Genomic DNA, 21,379 nt, shown 5'->3' on the forward strand with positions numbered 1-21,379 from the left:
CGCCGTTTATATGCCGTTTTTATCCGTACGGCGAGAGCCTGTGGCGTTCGAACGTCGCCGGCCGGCCGAGAGAACGGCCGCCGCCACGAGCGCGAACACGGCGGGAACCACGAGGTAGACGCCGCAGAACGCCAGTGCCACCAGTGACATTCCGGTGCCCACGACGGCCGTGTTCCGGTGCCGCCCCGCGGGCAGCATCCGCACCGCCGCCGCCACGCCGGCCGCCGTGACGGCGGCCAGGCACGCCGAGGTCGCCCGCATCAGCAGGTCGAGATCCACCGCCCACACGAGCACGGGCAGGCACAGCGCGGCCAGCAACCCCAGGCTCCGGTACGGCGTGCGCCCCGGCTCCCCGCCCGCCGCGAACCAGCCGGGCAGCGCCCCGTCCCTGGCCAGGGCGGCCCCCAGCCGCGCGGCCCCGGCGAGGTAGGTGTTGACCGCCCCGAAGGTCAGCAGCAGGGCCAGAACCCCGGTCACCGGCCGGGCGGCTCCGCCGAGGCCGGTCTCCAGCATCGCCGTCAGCGGCGCTCCTGTCATGTCCGCGCCCAGTACGCCGAGGGAGGTGATCGACACCCCGAGGTACAGGACGGCGATCACGGCGAGCGTCACCACCGTGGCCCTGACCAGGCCGTTCGTCCGGTCCTCGAACTCGGCCGACAGGTGGCTGGCCGCCTCCCAGCCGACGAAGGCGAACATGAGCACCCCGGCCGCGCTCGCCACGCCCGCCAGGCCGTGCGGCGCGAAGGGGGTGAAGTTGCCGGCGTCGGCATGCGGGGCGGCGCTGATCACGGCGGCGGTCAGCAGCGCGACCAGCACCGCCACGAAGCCGATCTGCAGCCGCCCGGAGGTACGCAGGCCGGCGGCGTTGGCCGCGAAGGCGGCGATCATGATGAGCCAGGCGGCCAGGGTGCCGTCCAGGCCGAAGCACGCCTCGACGTACTGGCCGCCCACGAGCGCGCCCGCGACGGTCCCGATGGGGACCGCGCCGAAGAACCACCATCCGGTCACGGCGGAGGCGTGTCGGCCGAACGCGTGCCCGACGAAGCTCGCCACTCCCCCGCCGTCCGAATGACGTGCGCCGAGTGCGGCGAAGGTCAGCGCGACGGGGACGCTCAGCGCGAGCAGCCCCACCCAGGCCAGCACGGAGGCGGGCCCCGCGGCGGAGGCGGCCAGGTGCGGGAGCACCAGCATCCCGGGCCCCAGCACCGCCCCGACCAGCAGCGCCGCGCCCTGTCCCGCCGTCATGTGAGCATACGTCTGTTGCGTCATGTCGCCGAAATTAGTCCATATGCACGAACCAGCCGGGTCTGTGCCGAACGCCTGACCGGACAGCCATGCAAATATGCATACATGGATGAACTTGATTCGGAGATCGTGCGCTTGCTCCAAACGGATGCTCGGCAGTCGAACAGGGAGCTCGCCCGCCAGCTCGGCATCGCCCCCTCCACCTGCCTGGAGCGGGTCAGGGCGCTCACCCGCCGCGGCGTCATCCGCGGCTACCACGCCGACATCGACCCGGCCGCGCTCAACCGCGGCGTGCAGGCCATGGTGTCGGTCCAGGTACGCCCGCTCAGCCGGGCCGTGATCAACGCGTTCAAGTCGTCGGCCGCCGAGATGCCCGAGGTGCTCAGCGTGTTCGTGCTCGCGGGCGGGGACGACTTCCTGCTGCACGTGGCGGTCCAGGACCTGGATCACCTGCACGCGTTCCTGCTGGACAAGCTGAGCAAACGCAAGGAGATCGTCGGCTTTCGCACGTCGGTGATCTTCCAGCAGGTTCAGAAGCCCGTGCCGACCCGCCTGCCGGAAACCTGACTTTCGTCAGGTGCGGTTCTGTACGGTCGGCAGATCCGGCGGAGGGCGGGTCCTTTCTAGATTTCTCGCGTGAAAACCCTCCTGATCGGTCTGTTCACGGCGACGACCCTCGCCGCCCCGGCCCCCTCCATGACCTCTGCCGCCATTGACACCTACATGCGCGACGCGCTGGAATCCACCGGTCTGCCCGGCGTGTCCGTGGTCGTCACGCACGCCGGCAAGGTGGTGCACGCCGCCGGCTACGGCCACGACTCCCAGGGCCGCGCGGTCACCGAGAACACGCCGATGCGGGTGGCCTCCGTGAGCAAGTCGTTCACCGCGATGGCGGTCATGACGCTCGTGGAGCGCGGCAAGATCAAGTTGGACGAGCCAGTGACCGCGCAGCTTCGCGGCTTCACGATGGACGACCCGCGCGCGGCCCGGATCACCGTGCGACAGCTGCTGAACCAGACCTCCGGCCTGTCGGACACCACGGTCGACGTCAACGAGCTGAACGACGCCACGTCGCTCGCCGACTACACCGCCCGTCTGGCCGACGACGGGCTGCGCGCCGATCCCGGCACCCGCTGGGAGTACTGCAACGTCAACTACAACCTGGCCGCCAGGCTGGTCGAGGTGGCGAGCGGGCGGTCGTTCGGCGACTATCTGCGTGAGCGGGTGTTCGGTCCCCTCGGCATGAAGTCCAGCGCCGTCAGCGACCAGGTCGTCAAGCCGGCCGACGGCTACAACTCGATCTTCGGTGTCTGGCTCCCGCGCCCCGAGCTGCCTGCCTTCCTCGACGACAGCGGCTCGGGAGGCGTCATCACCACGGCCGCGGACATGGGCAAATGGCTGATCGCCCAGACCGGGGACGGCCGTCCGCTGGTCAAGCGCCAGAGCCTGGAGACCATGCACGCGCCCACCCCGATCCGCGACTACGGCATGGGCTGGGGCGTGGACGACGAGACCGGGCAGCTCACGCACTCCGGCAACCTGTTCACCTACACCGCCGTGGAGGCCATCTCACCCAAGACCGGCTACGGCATCGCCGTCATGACCAACAGCGCCGCACTCCAGGACGACGCCTACGCGATCATGCTGGGACTGTCGGCCATGAGCGAAGGCCGAACCCCGGAGCCGCCCGGGGGCGACCGGCAACTCTACGAGCTGGTCCTGGGCGTGATCGCGCTGGCGGCGATCGGCCTCGCGGCCGTGGGCGCGATGCGGGCACGGCGCTGGGCCGCCAGGCGGGCGGGCAAGCCGCGGTGGCGGATCGGACTGCGCCTGGTGCCGGTCCTCCTGCCCGCGGCTGTGCTGGCGGCATACCCGGATCTGCTCTCGTTCCTGATGAACGGGCGCACGGTCACGTGGGCGCAGCTCACGTACTTCCCCGCGCCGCTGTCGATCGCGCTGGCCGTCACGGCGCTCGCGGGGGTGCTGGTTGCGGCGGCCCGCACGTACACGCTGTGCTCTCTGGCCTCTGGCAGATGAGTACGTCGATTTATTGTGTTGCGCCGGATTCTGGTGGACCCGTACTGTCGTGGACATGCGCCTTTACCTGTAATTCGCAGCTTCAGTCCGTCCGTCCATCCAGACGCGGCAGCTGAGCATGTCGACCGGCCTTCGTTCGCGAGTGAGCCGCGTCATGAGTTACGTAAAGGAGCCTCTCATGCGAGTTCGCGCAGCCAAGAAGAGCAAGAAGACCCCGGCCTTCCCCGGGCGGGAGATGCCGCCCGTGCCACGGCAGATGCCCCGGATGCCGCAGCGTCCGATCGCGCCGCCCCGGCGCATCCCGCCCAAGGGCCGCTGAGACAACTACCGGGATGGGTAGTTCGGGGCGCCGCCTCCCCTGTTACGCCTGGAGGCGGCGCCCCACCGTTCAAAGCCGCTCGATGATGGTGACGTTGGCCTGGCCGCCGCCCTCGCACATCGTCTGCAGCCCGTAGCGGCCTGCCGTGCGCTCCAGCTCGTGCAGGAGCTTGGTCATCAGGATCGCGCCCGTGCCGCCCAGCGGGTGGCCGAGCGCGATGGCGCCGCCGTTGGGGTTGACCTTGGCGGGGTCGGCGCCCAGCTCCTGCATCCAGGCCAGCGGCACCGGGGCGAACGCCTCGTTGATCTCCACGACGTCGATGTCGTCGATCGACATGCCGGCCTTCTTCAGCGCCCGCTGCGTGGCGGGGATCGGCGCGGTCAGCATGTAGACGGGGTCGTCGCCCATGAGCGCGAGCTGGTGGATGCGGGCGCGCGGCCTCAGCCCGTGGTCCTTGACGGCCTGCTCGGAGGCGATCAGCACGGCGCCGGAGCCGTCGGAGATCTGTGAGGAGGTGGCGGCGGTGATCTGGCCGCCCTCCTTCAGGGTCTTCAGCGCGGCCATCTTCTCCAGCGTGGTGTCCGGGCGCGGGCCCTCGTCGTCCTCGACGCCGTTGATGGGCTCGATCTGGTCCTTGAAGTGGCCGTTCGCGATGGCCTTGGCGGCCCGCTGGTGGGACTCGAAGGCGTACTTCTCCAGCACCTCCCGCGTGTAGCCCCATTTCTCGCACATGAGCTCCGCGCCGCGGAACTGCGAGATCTCCTGCTTGCCGTACCGCTCGACCCATTTGTCACCGAACGGGAACGGCATGCCCTTCTCCAGGGCGGCCGTGATCGACGAGCCCATGGGCACGATGCTCATCGACTCGACGCCGGCGGCCACGACGAGGTCCTGGGTGCCCGACATGACGCCCTGGGCGGCAAAGTGGATCGACTGCTGCGAGGAGCCGCACTGCCGGTCGATCGTGACACCCGCGGTGGTCTCCGGCAGGCCCGCCGACAGCCAGGCGTTGCGCGCGATGTCCATGCTCTGGGGGCCGAACTGCATGACGCACCCCATGATGACGTCCTCGACCGCGGCGGGGTCGACGCCGGTGCGGTCGATCAGCGCCTTCAGCGTGTGAGCGGCCAGGTCCGTGGGATGGACGCCGGAAAGGCCGCCCTTCTTCTTGCCGACGGGGGTGCGGACCGCCCCGACGATGTACGCCTCTGCCACAGTGCCTCCTGCAAACCGAGCATTATTCGGTTACTAGGGTCAGACTACAACAGAACGACGTTCTGGCGCTGCTCACCCCGGCGGCAGAAGGTCCTCCGCCGCGTCCACGCGGAACCGCCACCGGTCCACGACCAGCCCGTTCAGCTTGTCGGACAGCTCCAGGGCCAGCGCCCCCAGCTTCATCTGCTCGTCCCCGCGCAGCTCGATCGCGGTCAGCTCGGTGGCGAAGGGCAGCAGCTCCTGGACGGCCGGCGGCTGACCCTTCTGCGGCACCAGCACGGCCTTGACGTCGCCCGCCGTGAACGTGAACTCGTCGTCCTCCTGCGGCTCCAGCAGCGGCGCCAGCTCCTCCGCCGTGGGGCGCACCGGGACGATCACCGCCGGTCCCGTGTTCTCCTCATCCGATGGATCGGTCACCTCGCCCCGGCAGACCGCGAGGCCCTTGAGCCGGAAGGCGATGCCCTCGGCGAGGTAGCGGTCGAAGAAGTCCAGCGGCAGCGGGCCCTCGGCGGCCACCCGCACCGCCCAGACCTTTTCCAGCTCGCCGCCCGACAGGTCGGGGTCGGCCTCCACGGGCGCGTAGACCCGGACGTCGGTGGCCACGACGTCGTCGCCGTCCGCCCTGGCGCCGGGATCGGCCAGCCGGACGATGCGCAGCAGCTCGGCCGGGCTCGGTTTGGCCGGCAGCGCCGCCGTCGGGCCAGTACGCAGTCTCCGCTTCGCCATCCAGCCCATGCCCGCCTCCGCGCTCGGTCAGCTTCTCAGCTTCGGTAGGAGCTCGTCATCGTCGCGTAGACGATGATGTTGTCGGTGTAGTGCCCGGTACGCCGATCGTAGGTGCCGCCGCAGGTGATCAGGTGGAGCTGGGCGTTGTCCCGCGGCCCATAGACGCGCTCGGTCGGGAACGTCTGCTTGTTCGCCTGCTCCACCCCGCCGACGGTGAAGACCGCCGTGGTCCCGTCCTGACGCTTGACCTCGATGGTGTCACCATTCTTGATCCGGAACAACGGGCTGAACACCGCGCTGCGCGTCCTGGTGTCCTTGTGCCCCAGCAGCACGGCGGGGCCGGCCTCGCCCGGGGTGGACATGTTCCGGTACCAGCCGACCAGGTTGGGGTCGTCCGGCGGCGGCACCTGGATCGTGCCGTTCTTGGCCAGACCGACGGACTTGATCGGGGCGTTGATCCCCAGCCGCTTGACCACGATCCTGATGGGCGTGGACGGCAGCATCGGCGGGGCCGGGGTGATCTGGGGCACCGGCGGCGGCACGTCGGGGGCGGCCTGGAACAACGCCTGCTCGGGCTGGCCCGTGGCCTTGCCGCTCGGCTGGGTCTGCAGGGATAACGCGTCCCTCTCCGAGGCGAGGCCGTACTCGTCGGGCGAGCGCATCACGATCAACAACCCGGCCACCACGGTGACGACGCCCGCGATGGCGGCCACGATCAGCACGGTCCTGAGCGCCGTGCTCCCTTTGTCCTCGGGCGGCGGGGGCGGTGCGGCCCCGCCACCGCCGTAGGGGTAGTAGCTGGACACCGCGGTCAGCCTCGGGTGGCGTTACGACGACGCATGACGAGCCCGCCCACGGTGGCGGCCGCGATCAGCGCGGCGCCTGTGAGGATGAACATCCGCCCGTCGGGGCCCATCTCCCCACCGGCACCGGTATCCGCCCCGGCCTTGGGGGTCCGGGAGTTCCTTCTGCTCTCGCTCGGGGTCACGGTGACCGTCGCGGTGCTGGTCCTGGTCGGCCTGGGGGTGCTCGAAGTGGTCGTGTTCGTCGGGGTGGCGGTGTTGGTGTTGGTGTTGGTCGGCGTGGTCGTGGCGGTGTTGGTGGCCGAGCCGACGACCAGGTTGACGGAGGGCCCGCCGGAGGCTCCCGGCGTGCAGGTGTAGGTGGCGCCATTGACCTGAAGTGTGAACCCTTCGCCCTTGAGGCCTATGGTCCCCGATGCGGTGGGCGTGACCACCATGGTCATGGCTGGCACCGACAAGGTGGCGCCGGGTGTCACCGTCACGGTCGCCTGCTGAGACGCCGAGCCGCTGGCTGTAATCCGGGCCGAAGGCACCGGCGCCCCGCTCGGACTGACGGTGCCGGTCGCCGCGATAGTGCTGCCCGGCGTGAGCGTCGCCGTTGCCGTCGCCGTCAGCCCCGGTGAATGCGAGGGCGTGCCCGTCGGAGGGCGGACGTCCCACGTGAGCGTAACCGTGGAACTGGGCGTGATGGCCCCGGCCGGAGTCCGCAGCTCCATGTTGAACCAAGCGGACGACTGCGTCCCGCAGCTATAAACCACGTCCACCGGTGCGGCTAGAGCCGCGACCACCGGCAGTCCGCCGAAGATCCCTGCGCCTAGGACGGCCATGGCAGATGTCTTGAGGGCGAGGCGGCGCCGCGCCTTGGACGTCAGCACTTCCATCTCCATTTCAGCGCAGTATCAACAGTCGTGCCAGAATCCCAGCCATTGGTCACAGATTGGTTGAGATCTTACGAACTGTCCCTGTCAACTTCCGGTAAACCGCCGAATCGGCCACACCCAGTTCCCTCATCCCTTCTTCTTGGACAACGTCGCGTACACGACGATGTTGTCCGTGTAGCTGTGCGTCTGCTTGTTGTAGACGCCGCCACACGTGATGAGCCTGAGCTGGGAGTCGTCCGTGTTCCCATACACCCGGGAGGTCGGGAACGCCGACTTGCTGACCTGCTCGATCCCGCTCACCGTGAACCGCGTGACCTTCCCGTCCGACCGGTACACGTAAATGTGATCTCCCTTGGCCAGCTCCCGCAGCCGGTCGAAGACGGCCGGGCCCTTGCGGGTGCTCACGTGGCCGTTGATGATCGCCGGCCCCACTTCGCCCGGCACCGGCGAGAAGCGGTACCAGCCGGTCTGGTTGGGCTTGCTCAGCGGCGGGACGCCCAGGTTGCCCTTGAGGTCCACGGTGACCGCGCCGATCGGCGAGTTCACCTTGATCTTGGGGATCTTGATGCGGGCCGGCTTGGCCTTGGCCTTGGCGGCCTTGGTCTTGGGCGCGGGGATCGGGGCGACGGTCGGCAGGGCCGCGAGCGGCGGCGGCGCGTCCAGACGGGCCGGCGTCAGCGGCTTGTTCTTGCCGCCGGGACCGACCGTGGGAGGCAGGACGAACGCGCCCGCGTTCTCGACCTGGACCGAGGTCGGCTCGTCTCTGGCAGCGGCGAGCGAGCCCGAGCCGTCGTCCACCGGGGGCGCCAGCGACAGCAGGCTCACCATGATCGCGCCGACGCCGGCCAGCGACCCGGCGATCAGGAGCCCCGGCAGCGCCTTCTGCAGGGGGGTCTTCTGCGTCGGGTTCTCGGCCATCACTTCACTCCTCCCGCGTGCGCGGCCCTACGCCGCCGTAGCAGCAGTCCGCCGCCCGCGCTGCCCGCTATCAGCATCGCCCCGCTGGCCATCAGCGCGTACGGCGCCTCCTGCGGCCCATCGGGCGCCTCACCGCTGTCCACGCCGCCCCTGGGGGTCTTGGCCACCTGCGGCCTGACGTACTTGGTCGCGGTCGGCCCGGTGGTCTTCGGTGTGGCCGTGCTGGTCGTACCCGTCGCTCTTGGGATCACGACTGTGTGGGACCCGATGACCGTCGGGTAGGAGTAGTTGGGCTGGGTGGCAGACGTCGTCGGGCTGCCCGACGGGCTGCCCGACGAACTGCTCGTCGGGCTGCCCGACGAGGTGTTCGTCGGGCCGTCGGTGGGCGTGTTGGTGCTCGTGCTCGTGTTCGTGGGGCTCGTCCGGTCCCGCACCGTCACCTCGATCGACACCGGGTTGGCGACCGGCTTGCAGATCGCGCTGTGGTAGCCGGTCGGAATCTGCGACGTGGCGGTCGACACCTCGAACGCGTCCAGCCAAACCGGCTTGGTCGAGGCGCTCTGGATCTTGATCGTGTGCTCGCCGTACTTCAGCTGCGGCGACTCCCACAGCGTGTGGCCGCCGTCGAGATCGTCGTTGACGGGATCGTCGTTGCCGTCGCGGGAGGGGTCCACCGTGGCCCGCTTGATGCCGTCGATGTAGATGTCGACCTTGCCCGCGTCCTTGTCGTGCGGCCCGATGTATTCCACGCTCGTGCCGACGAACTTCAGCTCGGCGGAGGCGCCCATCTGGGTGGTCTCGTGCAGGTCGTTGTGCACGTGGTGCTCGGAGCCGGGACGGTCGTCCACCGAGGTCCAGCCCCCGCTGTAGACGATCTGCATGTCGCTCGGGTTGTCGGTGTCGTCCCCGTCGTTGATGACCACGCTGTTGTCCGGCGGGGTGAAGTCCAACTCGATGTCCTTCGGCGTGATCCTGATGGTGCCCGGCCTGTTGGTCAGGCCGGGGTCGTTCAGCATCGGGGGAAGGCCGAGAGGGAGGTCGGGGCGGAGCGGGCCCTCGGGGTCGGCGCTGCCTCTGGGCTGGAGTATGCCCACCCAGTTGCTCTTGAGCTCGACGTTCCCGGTGGCGTGCACCTGGGCGCCCTCGCCGAAGTAGCCGGGCGACTGGAGCCGGCTGCCGTCGCCGGTGTAGTTCAGCTTCCAGGCGAAGTTGAGCGGGTCGCCGACCGTCAGGTCCGTGGCGAAGGTGAGGTTCGTGGTCAGACGTACCGGACCGTGCCGGACGATGCTGCTCGGCCCGGCGGGCAAGCAGTCGTAGTCGATGACGAGATCGGCCGGCGCGGCCGACGCGGGCACGCTGGCATTCACCACTACACCTAACGCCGCCACAGAACCGACCGCTGCGGCGATCAACCCTTTGCGCCACCGACTCACGGGAGACTCCGATCAACCACAAATAGACCGAGGGTAGATCCTAGAGTCGAAAACACCCGCAACACATACCGAAACCGGCATCTTCCGGCACTTGTGATGAAGCCGTGTCCACAGGCACTAACAGAATCGTATTCTGGCCGCATCACACCTGCTTGGAGGCGACCGATGCAGCGAGACCTCTTCGACGAGGAGCACCTTCTCTTCAGGGACACCGTGCGCGAGTTCATGGCCCGCGAGGTCCTGCCTCACCACGCGCAGTGGGAGAAGGACGGCATCGTCCCGCGCGAGGTCTGGAAGAAGGCCGGGGAGCTGGGCATGTTCGGGTTCTCCGTCCCCGAGGAGTACGGCGGGGCGGGCATCACGGACTTCCGGTACAACGCGGTGATCGTCGAGGAGGTCATGCGGCACGGCGCGACGGGGCTCGGCTTCACCCTGCACAACGACGTCGTGGCCCCGTACCTCGTCGATCTGACCGACGAGGAGCAGAAGCAGCGCTGGCTGCCCGGCTTCGCCGGCGGCGAGCTGATCACGGCGATCGCCATGAGCGAGCCGGGCGCCGGGAGCGACCTGCAGGGGATCAGGACCACGGCCGTCCGCGAGGGCGACCACTACGTGGTCAACGGTCAGAAGACGTTCATCACCAACGGCATCAACGCCGACCTGGTGGTCGTGGTGGCCAAGACCGACCCGGAGGCGGGGGCGCGCGGCACGACGCTGATCGTGGTGGAGCGCGGGATGGAGGGCTTCAGCCGCGGGCGCAACCTCGACAAGGTCGGCATGAAGGCGCAGGACACCGCCGAGCTGTTCTTCGAGAACGTCCGCGTGCCCGTCGCCAACCGCCTCGGCCCGAACGACGGCGAGGGCTTCATCCATCTCATGAACAACCTGCCCCAGGAGCGCCTGTCGATCGCGGTGGCGGCGGTGGCCGCGGCGGAGACCGTGCTGGAGCAGACCATCGAATACTGCAGGACCCGCCAGGCCTTCGGCCGCAGCATCGGCTCCTTCCAGAACACTCGGTTCGTCCTGGCCGAGCTGGCCACCGAGACCGAGATCGCCCGCCACTACGTGGACAAGTGCATCGTGGCGCTCAACGCCAAGCAGCTCACCGCGGTGGACGCGGCCAAGGCCAAGTGGTGGACGACCGAGCTGCAGACCAAGGTCATCGACCGCTGCCTCCAGCTCCACGGCGGCTACGGCTACATGATGGAGTACCCGGTCGCCAAGGCCTGGCTGGACAGCCGCGTCCAGACGATCTACGGCGGCACCACCGAGATCATGAAGGAGATCATCGGCCGGTCATTCGGCTTCTGAAGCATTCTGCGCGAGGAGCCGTCCCACACCGCATACTGGACAGCATGGACGGCGGCCTGATCCTCCTGGTCTTCCTGGCGCTGCTCGTCGCCTGGGGGCTCAATCGCGTCCGCCGGGCGCTCCGCCTGGGGCCGGTGGGCTATGCCGGCGTGATGATCGTGTTCATCATCGCCATGCTGCTCGTCTGGGGCCAGACGAAGATCTAGGGGATCGCCTCGACGAAGCGGGTGAGCAGCCGGGCGAACTCCGCTCGCTCGGCCGCCGACCAACCCTCCATGGCCGCCGCGAACGCCGCCTGCCTGGCCTGATGCGCCTGCTCCAGCGCGGCCCGCCCACCGTCCGTCAGCACGAGATGCGATCTGCGCCCGTCGGCCTGGTCGGCCTCGCGCCTGACCAGGCCGGCCGCCACGGCGGCGGCCGCCAGCCGGCTCGCCCGCGGCTGGTCCACGCTCAGCGCCCGCGCGACCGCGGTCACGGTGACCGGCTCGCGGGCGCCCTCGATCACGTCGAGCACGTCGTATTCGGGCCCGGCGCCCTGGGCCCGAGCCAGCGTCCGCCTGCTCTGCCTGCGCCTGATGGCGACCATCGCCCGCTCGATCGCGCGGAGCTCGGCAATTTCCTTGTATTCGTACATATAGTTGCTACTGTACACGCATGGAGAAACACATCGGCTATTGGGTGAAGAATCTTGACACGGTGCTGGAAAGCGCCATGGACGACGCGCTGCGGATGTCCCGGCGAGAGTGGCAGGTGCTCAACACCACCGCGCATGGAGGCAGGCCAGCCGAGCTGGAGCCGTTCACCGGCCTGGAGGAGGCGGTGGAGCGGCTCACCGCCCGAGGATGGCTGGCGGACGGCCGGATCACCGAGGCGGGCAGGGCCGCGCACGCGCAGATCGCCGAGCGGGTGGGCCGGTTCAGGCGGCAGGTGAGCATGGGCGTGACGCCGGAGGAATATCAGACGACCGTGGACGTGCTGCGGCGCATGGCCGACAACGTCACGAGCCGGCCGGCCTCATGAGCTCGAGGCCTCCAGGAGGACGCGGGCCACGAGGTCCGGGTCGTCGCTCATCGGCACGTGCCCGCAGCCCTTCAGCAGCTTGACCCGCTGCCCCGACCAGCGGGCGGCGCGCACCGCCTGGCGGCGCGGCAGCAGCCGGTCGTGGTCGCCCCAGGCGATCGTGATCGGCACCTTGGGCGGCCCGGGCGGCATCACCCCGGCGAACGCCTCCAGCGTCTCGTCGAAGCCGGTCGACGCGGCCAGCGCCTGGGTGGCCGCCATCAACGCGGTCGGCTCCAGCCTGGACGGGTGCGCGACCAGCAGCCCGGCGGGCACGGCCCGCAGGAACGGGCTCTCCGCCATCCGTACGATCTGATCGGGCGGCAGCGCGCGGGCCGTGGCCCGCAGCGCACGCAGCACGCTCTGGCAGTAGAGCAGCTCGGGACGGCTCCAGAAGCCGGCCGGGGAGAACGCGGTGGCCGTGCGTACGACGCCGCGTGAGGCCAGCTCCAGCGCGATGTAGCCGCCCAGCGAGTTGCCCGCCACGTCCGGCTCGCGGACGCCCAGCAGCGCGCAGAACGACTCGACGGCGTCCGCCAGCGACTCCGCCGTGTACGGCGTGCCGTCGGGCAACCCCGGCGACACCCCGAAACCGGGCAGATCAACCGCGATCACCGTCCGGGAGGCGGCCAGGCGATCCATGACCGGCAACCACCCCTGCCAGTGGTGGCCTATGCCGTGGATGAGGATCAGGGGCGCGCCGGCGCCCCGTCGTTCGAAGGCCAGCTCCATTGGGCCAGTAGACCACTCACCTGCCGCGGGTGGGTATCTCGAACCAGACGGCTTTGCCTTCCCTGGTGGGGCGCGATCCCCAACGCTTGGCGAGCTGGTCGACCAGGTAGAGGCCGCGCCCGCCCTCGTCGTTCTCCCCGGCGCTGCGGATGCGCGGCAGGCGCAGGTCCTGGTCGAACACCTCGACCCAGACCGACTCCTCGCCCCTGCGCAGCCTCAGGGTGAACTCCTTGTCGCCGACCACCTCGTCCTCGAAGCCCGGCATGTCCCAGGACTCCTCGAACGGCAGCGGCGGCCCCTCCACGACCAGCTCCCGGCGGGGCACGCTCGCGGTGGCCGCGTGCAGCACGACGTTGGTCACGACCTCGGAGACCAGCAGGCAGGCGAGCTCGGCCCGCTCCTCGGGCACGTTCCAGCCCGCGAACGCCTCGGCCGCCATGCGGCGCGCCTCACCGACCATGATCGGCTGAGCGGGGAACGTGCGCTCCTCGACGTCGAGGTCGGCGTCGCTGGAGCGGACGACCAGGATCGCCATGTCGTCGTCGATCTCGCCGGGCACCGCGACCGTGGCGACGTCGGCGATGCGCTCGACGTCGGCGTCGGACATCTTGGCGAGCTTGTCGCAGAGCACGCCGAGCGTCTCGGCGTCGCTCGGCATCCGGCCGTCGCGGCCGGGACGCCGGTCGACCAGGCCGTCGGTGTAGAGGAGCAGCGCCGCGCCCGGCGGGAGGGTGCGGGTCTCCTCCTTGTAGACCAGGTCGGCGTGCATGCCCTTGGCGCGTACGCCGAGCGGCTGGCCGACCTCCTCGATGTCGAGCTCGACGCACTGGCCGTCGACCAGCAGCAGCGGCGGCGCGTGGCCCGCGTTGGCGAAGGACAACTGGCGCGACCAGGCGTCGTAGACGAGGTATTGGCAGGTGACGATGGGCGGGACGCTGACGTCGGCGCCGGCGTCGTCCTGCTCGGGGGTGGCGATGATGCGGGTCCACTCGTCGAGCCTGGCCAGGATGTCGGCGGGCGACTTGTCGTCCTGGGCGAAGGCCCGCAGCGCGGCCCTGAGCTGGCCCATGATGGCCGCGGCCTTGGCGCCCCGGCCCTCGACGTCCCCGATCACGATGCCGACGCGGCCGGCGGACAGCGGGATCACGTCGTACCAGTCGCCGCCGACCTGGGTCTGGATGCCCTGCCCGTGGGAGGCCAGCGGGGCCGCCGGGTAGTAGCGCACCGCGATCTCCAGGCCGTCGAGCTGCGGCAGCGCCCTGGGCAGCAGGTATTTCTGGAACGACTCGGCGGTGTGCCGCTCCTCCTCGAACAGCAGCGCGTTGTCGATCGCGACGGCCACCCGCGTGGCGATGGCGCCCACGAAGTCGCGGTCGAAGGCGTCGTAGTGGGGGCTGCGGCGGTCGGTGAGGTTGGACAGGCCGAGGTACATCAGGCCGAGCGTCTCGCCGCGCACCAGCAGGGGGGCGACGATGGCCGAGGTCATGCCGATCTCGCCGCACAGCCGCGCGCTGTTGTCATGGGGCGCCGGGTAGCGGCTGGTGGAGAAGTCTTCGACGAGGATGGTCTCCTGGCGGCGGAGTGCCGTGTCCGCGTAGTGGCCGGAGGGGTAGCGGATCTCCGCGCCCACCGGCTTCCATGTTCCCGACGGCGGCGTCCACCCCTGCACGTGTTGTGAGACCCGGCGGACGAGCCGGTCGCCCTCCATGAGCTCGATGAAGCAGTGGTCGGCGAACTGCGGGACGAGCATCTCGGCGACGCGCTTGAGCGTCTCCTCGACGTAGAGGGAGCCGGCCAGCCGCTCGCCGATGCGCTCCAGCAGCCCGAACCGGTCTTTCTCCCGCTCGTTGCTGCGCAGCGCCTCGCGGGCGGTGACGACGATGCCCGTCACCGCACCCGACTGGTGGCGCAGCGGCACCGCCTGGGCGCGGACGTAGACGATGGTGCCGTCGCCGCGCTTGACGTCGAAGGTGCCCTCCCAGACGCCGCCCTTGAGCACGTGTTTGGCGAGCTCGATGGCGAGCGGGTGGTCCTTCTCCATGATCCCGAGGGAGAGGACCGACGTTTCCCTGGGCGGGATGTGGCCAACCCGGCCGAAGAGCTTTTCGGCGAAGGGGTTCCAATAGAGGAGGTTGCTGAAACGGTCGGTGACGACCACCGCCATTTCCGCGTGGTCCAGCACGGATCCGGCCGCCAGGTGATCAGCCGCATCCTGTGACAGATCCCCCCAACGCTTCATCCGGAGACCACTCCTCGGGGTGGCGAGCACGCAAAGCAGACCACGGGCGCTCCTGCAACAGTCTTGGTCAGGGGAGAGTGGAGGGCCTCCCAGGAGGGATTCAACCAAGCCGCTGCGCGCGCGTCAGCGCTTGGAGACAAAAACGTGCGCGGCAACATCGCGCGGAAGCTCCGCGGGAGTGTCGTTCGCGTCACCGTCACCTGTCACCCGCACACCGTCGTCGCTCGCCGCGAGCGTGACCTCGCGTCCGGGTTGTATCCCAACTTGCTTGAGTTTAAGCATCACAGCGGGATCACTTTGCACTTGTTCGCTAATTCGCCGGACGACGACGGGTATATCTCTCGGCCCCGCCAGGTCGCACATCGACGTCAACGCGTTGGCGCCGGACTCGGCGGCCTCCTTGGCCCCCAGCTCGGCGAGCCCCGGGATGGGGTTGCCGTGCGGGCAGACCGTGGGGTTGCCGAGCAGTGTCACCAGCCGCGACTCGACCGACTCCGACATGACGTGCTCCCAGCGGCACGCCTCGATGTGCACCTCTTCCCACGGAAGGCCGATCACCTGGGTCAGCAGGCACTCGGCGAGCCGGTGCTTGCGCATCACGCGGGTGGCGAGCTGGCGGCCGAGCTCGGTCATGGACAGGTGCCGGTCACCCTCGACGCGGACGAGCCCGTCACGCTCCATGCGCGCGACGGTCTGGCTCACCGTGGGGCCACTCTGCTGCAGGCGCTCGGCGATGCGGGCGCGAAGGGGGACGATGCCCTCCTCTTCGAGCTCGTAAATCGTGCGGAGGTACATCTCCGTCGTGTCGATCAGGCCGTGTGCGGTCAAGACAGTCCTCCCAACTGAATGTTACGCCGGTCGTGGCGTTGTGGGTCCGTCCGGACTCTGGCCCCACTCGACCCCAGGACTGAGCCCGTCCGCTTCGGGCACAGGGCTCACAGGAACCCTATTGGGAGAACGACCGACGATGGTCAACGACGGCAACAACAGTGCGGCCGACTTCCTTCCCGGCACGCTGGACCTGGAGTCGCTGCGAAGCGCGGCGGCGCACTGCGAGGGCTGCGGGCGTTATCGGAACGCCACGCAGACGGTGTTCGGCGAGGGCTCGCCGCAGGCGACGTTCATGCTGGTGGGCGAGGTGCCCGGAGACCAGGAGGACCGCCAGGGGCATCCCTTCGTGGGGCCGGCGGGCCGCGTGCTGGACAAAGGGCTCGCGGAGGCGGGGATCCCGCGTGACGACGTCTACGTGACGAACGCGGTCAAACACTTCTCGTTCACGCTCAGGGGCAAGCGGCGGATCCACCAGAAGCCGACGGCCGCCGAGATCACGGCCTGCCACCCGTGGCTCGACGCCGAACTCGAGGTCGTGGATCCGCGGGTGATCGTGGTGCTGGGCGCGACGGCGGCGCGGGCGCTGCTGGGGCCGGCGTTCCGGGTGACGCGGAGCCGGGGCGAGCCGGTGCCGCTCGGTGACGCGCTCGCCGTGGCGACGATCCACCCGTCGGCGGTGCTGCGCGCGCCGGACCGGGACGCGGCCTACGCGGGCTTCCTGGCCGACCTCCAGGTGGCGGCCCGCGCGGCCTAGCGCTCGGGTGGGGTCCGTGCGGCTCAACCTCAGGCGGCCCGCGCGGCTCAGTCGGCCTCGGCGCCGGCCACGGCGCCCGCGCGGTAGTTCCTGAAGCGGGCCACGGACAGGCCGACGACCAGCACCGTGACGGCGCACGCCAGGCCGCCGCCCACCCACGCCCCGGTCAGCCCGAACGCCGTCGCGGTCGCGCCGGCCCGCAGCTCGCCCAGGCGCGGCCCGCCGGCCACGACCACCATGAACGCCCCCTGCAGCCGCCCGCGCATCTCGTCGGGCGCGTACAGCTGCAGGATCGACTGCCGCCACACCGCCGAGACCACGTCGGCCATCCCGCCGACCGCCATGAACGCCACCACCAGCCACAACTGGCCCGAGAGTCCGGCGGCGGCGACGGCCAGGCCCCACACGGCGATGACCACCACCAGCCCGATCCCCTGGCGCCTGACCCGCCCGACCCATCCGGAGAACAGCGCGCCGGCGACCGAGCCGATGGCCATGGCCGCGTTCATCCAGCCGAGCGCGATCATGGACCCGCCGAACCGGTCGGCGGCCGCCTCAGGGAAGAGGGCACGCGGCATGGCGAAGACCATCGCGATGATGTCCACGACGAACGACATCAGCAGCACGGGGCTCCTGACGATAAAGCTGAGCCCCTCCAGGACGGCCCGGGCGCCCGGACGTCGCACCTCGCCCAGCGGGGGCAGTGAGGGGAGCCTGAGGGCCGCGTAGAGGCTGCCGGTGAACAGCAGGGCGTCCACCGCGTACGTGGCCGCCACCCCTCCCGAGCTCAGCAGCACCCCGGCGATCATCGGCCCGGCCACCGAGCCGATGCTGTAGACCAGCGAGTTCAGCGCGTTCGCGGCGGGCACCAGCTCCGGCTCCAGGATCCGGGGGATGATCGCGCCCCTGGTCGGCCCGGTGATCGCGAAGCCGGTGGCGTTCAGGGCGACCGCGGCGAAGATCAGGTAGAGGTTCCGCAGGTCGAGCAGCGCCTGGACGAGGATGAGCAGGGTGGCCGCCCAGGCCACGAACGATCCCGCGATCAGCAGCCGGCGCCGGTCCACGGCGTCGGCGACCGCGCCTCCCCACAGCCCGAAGACGACCAGCGGGATCAGGTTGGCCATGCCGAGCAGGCCGACCCAGAACGAGGACTGGGTGAGGTCGAAGACCTGCTGGCCGACCGCGACGACGGTCGCGCCGACGCCGACGTGGGTGACGGCCTGCCCGACCCAGATCCGCCGGTACGCGGGCACGCCCAGCGGACGGGTGTCTACCAGATGACGTTTGAGCAGCTCCCCGATTGCCACTTGACGCACATTAAGGTGCAAGCCTTTCCAGGGCCCAGCCGGGTCGGGTCCGCCGGTAGCGGAGCCGGTCGTGCATGCGGTCGAGCTGTCCCTGCCAGAACTCCATCTCCACGGGCGTCACCCGGTAGCCGCCCCAGAAGTCGGGCACCGGCGGGTCGTCCGGCCAGCGATCGGCCAGCTCCCGGTAGCGGGCGTCGAGCTCCTCCCTGGAGCGCACGACCGCCGACTGGCGCGAGGCCCACGCGCCGATGCGCGAGCCGTACGGGCGGGACCTGAAGTATTCGGCCGACTCCTCGTGGGAGATCTTCGCGACGGTGCCCTCGATGCGGACCTGGCGGCGGATCGGATGCCAGGGGAACAGCAGCGAGGCCCGGGGATTCTCGGCCAGGTCGCGGCCCTTGCGTGACTCGTAGTTGGTGTAGAAGACGAATCCGCGTTCGTCATAGCCCTTCAGCAGGACCGTCCTGGCGCTCGGGCGGCCGCCGGCGGAGGCGGTGGCCAGGATCATGGCGTTGGGTTCGGGCAGGCCGGCCTCGAGCGCGTCCTGGAACCAGACGGTGAATTGCGCGATGGGATCGGACGCGAGGTCGGACTCGAGCAGCGGTTCGCCCTCGTACGTACGGCGAAGCCCCGCCAGCACGGGCGGGCGCGGGGTGGCATCCACGAGACGGTATTCTTGCGCGCCCGCGTTACGGATCTCATGCACCCCTCCCCACCAGCGGGTTTGGCCTAACGGCGGGTCCCGAGACCGAGCATGTGCTGGTAGGCGGTTAAATTGACCCGCCGGTATCTCGACATCAAGGCTTTGCATTGCCGGAACATGGCAGAAAGGGAGGCGGCCGAGCATGTCCGACTTCAAACCCGGGCTCGAAGGCGTCGTAGCTTTCGAGACCGAGATCGCGGAACCGGACAAAGAAGGGGGCGCCCTTCGATACCGGGGCGTCGACATCGAAGAGCTGGTCGGCCGTGTCCCGTTCGGACACGTTTGGGGCCTGCTGGTCGACAACAAGTTCCAGCCGGGCCTGCCCCCGGCGGAGCCGTACCCCATCCCTGTCCACTCCGGTGACATCCGCGTAGACGTACAGAGCGCGCTGGCCATGCTGGCTCCGGCCTATGGCTTCAAGCCGCTGCTCGACATCAGTGACGACGAGGCCCGCGACCAACTGGCGCGGGCCTCGGTCATGGCTCTGTCGTTCGTGGCGCAGTCGGCGCGCGGGCTCGGCCTGCCGATGGTGCCGCAGAGCCGGGTCGACGAGGCCAAGACCATCGTCGAGCGTTTCATGATCCGCTGGCGCGGTGAGCCCGACCCCAAGCATGTCAAGGCCATCGACGCCTACTGGACCTCCGCGGCCGAGCACGGCATGAACGCCTCCACGTTCACCGCCCGCGTCATCGCCTCCACCGGCGCCGACGTGGCCGCCGCGCTCTCGGGCGCCGTGGGCGCCATGTCGGGCCCGCTGCACGGCGGCGCCCCGGCCCGCGTGCTCCACATGATCGAGGGCGTGGAGCAGCTCGGCGACGCCAAGAAGTACGTCCAGAGCGAGCTCGACAAGGGCAACAGGCTCATGGGCTTCGGCCACCGCGTCTACCGCGCGGAGGACCCGCGGGCCCGCGTGCTTCGCCGCACCGCCAAGGAGCTCGACGCGCCCCGGTACGAGGTCGCGGCGGCGCTGGAGCAGGCCGCGCTGGAGGAGCTGCACGCGCGCAAGCCCGACCGCGTGCTGGCCACCAACGTGGAGTACTGGGCGGCCGTGGTGCTGGACTTCGCCGAGGTGCCGTCCCACATGTTCACCTCGATGTTCACCTGCGCCCGCACGGCCGGCTGGGCCGCGCACATCCTGGAGCAGAAGCGCACGGGCAGGCTGGTCCGCCCCAGCGCGATCTACACCGGCCCCGCCTCGCGCCCGCTCAGCGACGTGCCCGGCGCCGACGAGGTGGTCGGCAAGTACTGACCCGAGTACTGATCTCTGCCCGCTGACATGACGGCTACCGCGCGGCTCGCACCCGCGCGGTAGCCGTTCTCCACTGAAGGCCCCCTTTAACGGACGGGTTGATGGCGTGCGCCTGCCGGCACTCGCCGAGGTCGTCACGGCCCAGTCCGGTGGCCTGGCCACCTCCCCCGACAGGTTCGGCCGGATCTTGACGCTCCCCCCGTTCGCGGACTTCAACGCACCCACGCTCAGGCAGGCGCTGACGGCCATGGGCCGACCCGGCGGCCCCATCGACGCCCGGGACCCGCTGCAGGAGGGCCCGATCCGCCGGACGGCACTCCTCAAGTCCCAGGCCGCTCCCGTCGCCGCTGACCTGGGCGTTCATGGTGAAAGTTTCACGAATCTCAAATCCCGGACCGCGTACGAGCCACTCCAGGCAGGTCGGTAGGCTCCGTTACGTGGCTGACATCGTGATTCCCGCTGACATCAAGCCCGCCGACGGCCGCTTCGGCTGCGGGCCCTCGAAGGTTCGCACCGAGCAACTGGCCGCGCTCGCCGCCTCCGGCGCGAGCCTCATGGGCACCTCCCACCGCCAGAAGCCGGTCAAGAACCTGGTCGGCCGCGTACGCTCCGGGCTCGCCGACCTGTTCTCGCTGCCCGAGGGCTACCAGGTCGTGCTCGGCAACGGCGGCACCACCGCGTTCTGGGACATCGCCGCCTTCGGGCTCGTCCGCGAGAAGGCGCAGCACCTGTCGTTCGGCGAGTTCTCCTCAAAGTTCGCCGCGGTCACCAAGAAGGCGCCGTGGCTGGCCGAGCCGAGCGTCATCAAGTCCGAGGTCGGCACCCACCCCACGCCGGTGGCCGAGGAGGGCGTGGACGTCTACGCGCTCACCCACAACGAGACCTCGACCGGCGTGGCCATGCCCATCAAGCGCGTGGGCGGCGAGGACGACCTCGTGCTCGTCGACGCCACCTCCGGCGCCGGCGGCCTGCCCGTCGACATCACGGAGAGCGACGTCTACTACTTCGCGCCGCAGAAGAGCTTCGCCTCCGACGGCGGCCTGTGGATCGCGATCATGTCGCCACGCGCCCTGGCCAGGGTCGAAGAGATCGCCGCGACCGGCCGCTACGTGCCGGAGTTCTTCAGCCTGCCGATCGCCATCGACAACTCCGGCAAGGACCAGACCTACAACACCCCGGCCGTGGCCACGCTGTTCCTGCTGGCCGACCAGCTCGACTGGATGAACGGCAACGGCGGCCTGGCCTGGACCACCGCCCGCACGGCCGACTCCAGCTCGCGGCTCTACACCTGGGCCGAGAAGTCGACGTACGCCACGCCGTTCGCCGCCCCCGAGTTCCGCTCGCAGGTGGTCGGCACGATCGACTTCTCCGACGACGTGGACGCCGCGGCAGTGGCCAAGGTGCTGCGCGCCAACGGCATCGTCGACACCGAGCCCTACCGCAAGCTGGGCCGCAACCAGCTGCGCATCGCGATGTTCCCGGCCATCGACCCGGCCGACATCGACGCGCTGACCACGTGCGTCGACTACGTGGTCGAGCGCCTCTAGCTCTGTAACCCGTAGCCCTGCAGCTCGGCGAACGAAGGGCGAGCACGTCCGCTGACGTGCTCGCCCTTCG

General features: G+C 69.9%; 23 protein-coding genes. 10 read left to right on the plus strand and 13 right to left on the minus strand.

Going from position 1 to position 21,379, the window contains the following annotated elements:
• Positions 1–6: 6 nt before the first annotated feature.
• Positions 7–1,269 (minus strand): APC family permease, encoded by a 1,263-nt coding sequence (locus ID574_RS54640; protein ID WP_223168089.1) that lies wholly within the window; start codon positions 1,267–1,269, stop codon positions 7–9.
• Between the two features lie 81 nt (positions 1,270–1,350).
• Here ID574_RS54640 and ID574_RS54645 point away from each other — a divergent pair, with 81 nt between their 5' ends.
• From ID574_RS54645 to ID574_RS54655, 3 genes are all read left to right on the plus strand, one after another.
• On the plus strand, positions 1,351–1,812 hold the full coding sequence (locus ID574_RS54645) for an Lrp/AsnC family transcriptional regulator (RefSeq protein ID WP_188197003.1): 462 nt from the start codon (positions 1,351–1,353) through the stop codon (positions 1,810–1,812).
• Positions 1,813–1,881: 69 nt separating this feature from the next.
• Positions 1,882–3,282 (plus strand): serine hydrolase domain-containing protein, encoded by a 1,401-nt coding sequence (locus ID574_RS54650; RefSeq protein ID WP_223168090.1) that lies wholly within the window; start codon positions 1,882–1,884, stop codon positions 3,280–3,282.
• Between the two features lie 178 nt (positions 3,283–3,460).
• A complete protein-coding gene (locus tag ID574_RS54655) occupies positions 3,461–3,601 on the plus strand; it encodes a hypothetical protein (RefSeq protein ID WP_188197004.1) in 141 nt (46 codons plus the stop codon).
• A gap of 69 nt (positions 3,602–3,670) precedes the next feature.
• On the opposite strand, the gene ID574_RS54660 is transcribed toward ID574_RS54655, so the two are convergent.
• From ID574_RS54660 to ID574_RS54685, 6 genes are all read right to left on the minus strand, one after another.
• Positions 3,671–4,816: an acetyl-CoA C-acetyltransferase gene (locus tag ID574_RS54660; protein WP_188197005.1), complete on the minus strand. Its 1,146-nt coding sequence runs from the start codon at positions 4,814–4,816 to the stop codon at positions 3,671–3,673.
• A 72-nt stretch (positions 4,817–4,888) separates the two neighbouring features.
• Positions 4,889–5,551, minus strand: coding sequence for a hypothetical protein (locus ID574_RS54665; RefSeq protein WP_188197006.1), 663 nt, complete (start codon positions 5,549–5,551; stop codon positions 4,889–4,891).
• A 26-nt stretch (positions 5,552–5,577) separates the two neighbouring features.
• Entirely contained in the window at positions 5,578–6,348 is a 771-nt protein-coding gene (locus ID574_RS54670) for a class F sortase (RefSeq protein WP_188197007.1), read from the minus strand.
• A gap of 5 nt (positions 6,349–6,353) precedes the next feature.
• Complete coding sequence (locus ID574_RS54675; RefSeq protein WP_188197008.1) at positions 6,354–6,827, minus strand: hypothetical protein; 474 nt, start codon at positions 6,825–6,827, stop codon at positions 6,354–6,356.
• Between the two features lie 525 nt (positions 6,828–7,352).
• Positions 7,353–8,144 (minus strand): class F sortase, encoded by a 792-nt coding sequence (locus tag ID574_RS54680; protein ID WP_188197009.1) that lies wholly within the window; start codon positions 8,142–8,144, stop codon positions 7,353–7,355.
• The gene (locus tag ID574_RS54685; RefSeq protein ID WP_188197010.1) at positions 8,144–9,511 is read right to left on the minus strand and encodes a hypothetical protein; all 1,368 of its coding nucleotides are present in this window, start codon (positions 9,509–9,511) and stop codon (positions 8,144–8,146) included. Before ID574_RS54685 ends, ID574_RS54680 begins: the two co-directional genes overlap by 1 nt.
• A gap of 231 nt (positions 9,512–9,742) precedes the next feature.
• On the opposite strand from ID574_RS54685, the gene ID574_RS54690 reads away from it, so the two are divergent.
• The gene (locus tag ID574_RS54690; RefSeq protein ID WP_188197011.1) at positions 9,743–10,888 is read left to right on the plus strand and encodes an acyl-CoA dehydrogenase family protein; all 1,146 of its coding nucleotides are present in this window, start codon (positions 9,743–9,745) and stop codon (positions 10,886–10,888) included.
• Between the two features lie 44 nt (positions 10,889–10,932).
• Positions 10,933–11,094 (plus strand): hypothetical protein, encoded by a 162-nt coding sequence (locus tag ID574_RS54695; protein WP_188197012.1) that lies wholly within the window; start codon positions 10,933–10,935, stop codon positions 11,092–11,094.
• On the opposite strand, the gene ID574_RS54700 is transcribed toward ID574_RS54695, so the two are convergent.
• Positions 11,091–11,522: a MarR family winged helix-turn-helix transcriptional regulator gene (locus ID574_RS54700; RefSeq protein WP_188197013.1), complete on the minus strand. Its 432-nt coding sequence runs from the start codon at positions 11,520–11,522 to the stop codon at positions 11,091–11,093. The genes ID574_RS54695 and ID574_RS54700 overlap by 4 nt on opposite strands.
• Positions 11,523–11,542: 20 nt before the next feature.
• Between ID574_RS54700 and ID574_RS54705 the strand changes: the two genes are divergently transcribed.
• Entirely contained in the window at positions 11,543–11,908 is a 366-nt protein-coding gene (locus tag ID574_RS54705; RefSeq protein WP_188197014.1) for a MarR family winged helix-turn-helix transcriptional regulator, read from the plus strand.
• On the opposite strand, the gene ID574_RS54710 is transcribed toward ID574_RS54705, so the two are convergent.
• The 3 genes from ID574_RS54710 to ID574_RS54720 form a co-directional block, all read right to left on the minus strand.
• Positions 11,903–12,679 (minus strand): alpha/beta fold hydrolase, encoded by a 777-nt coding sequence (locus tag ID574_RS54710; RefSeq protein ID WP_188197015.1) that lies wholly within the window; start codon positions 12,677–12,679, stop codon positions 11,903–11,905. The two genes, ID574_RS54705 and ID574_RS54710, sit on opposite strands and share 6 nt — an antisense overlap.
• 16 nt (positions 12,680–12,695) lie before the next feature.
• Entirely contained in the window at positions 12,696–14,918 is a 2,223-nt protein-coding gene (locus ID574_RS54715) for an ATP-binding SpoIIE family protein phosphatase (protein WP_188197016.1), read from the minus strand.
• A 123-nt stretch (positions 14,919–15,041) separates the two neighbouring features.
• Entirely contained in the window at positions 15,042–15,746 is a 705-nt protein-coding gene (locus ID574_RS54720) for an iron-dependent transcriptional repressor DtxR (RefSeq protein WP_188197017.1), read from the minus strand.
• A 121-nt stretch (positions 15,747–15,867) separates the two neighbouring features.
• Here ID574_RS54720 and ID574_RS54725 point away from each other — a divergent pair, with 121 nt between their 5' ends.
• Positions 15,868–16,503, plus strand: a complete 636-nt coding sequence (locus ID574_RS54725) for a UdgX family uracil-DNA binding protein (RefSeq protein WP_223168091.1) — start codon at positions 15,868–15,870, stop codon at positions 16,501–16,503.
• 47 nt (positions 16,504–16,550) lie between these two features.
• Here the strand turns inward: ID574_RS54725 and ID574_RS54730 are convergent, their stop codons facing one another.
• A complete protein-coding gene (locus ID574_RS54730) occupies positions 16,551–17,810 on the minus strand; it encodes an MFS transporter (protein ID WP_188197018.1) in 1,260 nt (419 codons plus the stop codon).
• 10 nt (positions 17,811–17,820) lie between these two features.
• A complete protein-coding gene (pdxH, locus tag ID574_RS54735) occupies positions 17,821–18,474 on the minus strand; it encodes a pyridoxamine 5'-phosphate oxidase (RefSeq protein WP_188197019.1) in 654 nt (217 codons plus the stop codon).
• Positions 18,475–18,655: 181 nt separating this feature from the next.
• On the opposite strand from pdxH, the gene ID574_RS54740 reads away from it, so the two are divergent.
• The 3 genes from ID574_RS54740 (at position 18,656) to serC (ending at position 21,309) form a co-directional block, all read left to right on the plus strand.
• Positions 18,656–19,762 (plus strand): citrate synthase 2, encoded by a 1,107-nt coding sequence (locus ID574_RS54740; RefSeq protein ID WP_188197020.1) that lies wholly within the window; start codon positions 18,656–18,658, stop codon positions 19,760–19,762.
• 106 nt (positions 19,763–19,868) lie between these two features.
• Complete coding sequence (locus ID574_RS54745; RefSeq protein WP_188197021.1) at positions 19,869–20,189, plus strand: hypothetical protein; 321 nt, start codon at positions 19,869–19,871, stop codon at positions 20,187–20,189.
• A 10-nt stretch (positions 20,190–20,199) separates the two neighbouring features.
• Positions 20,200–21,309 (plus strand): phosphoserine transaminase, encoded by a 1,110-nt coding sequence (serC, locus tag ID574_RS54750; RefSeq protein ID WP_188197022.1) that lies wholly within the window; start codon positions 20,200–20,202, stop codon positions 21,307–21,309.
• Positions 21,310–21,379: the final 70 nt, after the last annotated feature.

It is taken from the genome of Nonomuraea sp. SYSU D8015 (genome assembly GCF_008065375.1).
Classification (GTDB): Bacteria; Actinomycetota; Actinomycetes; order Streptosporangiales; family Streptosporangiaceae; genus Nonomuraea.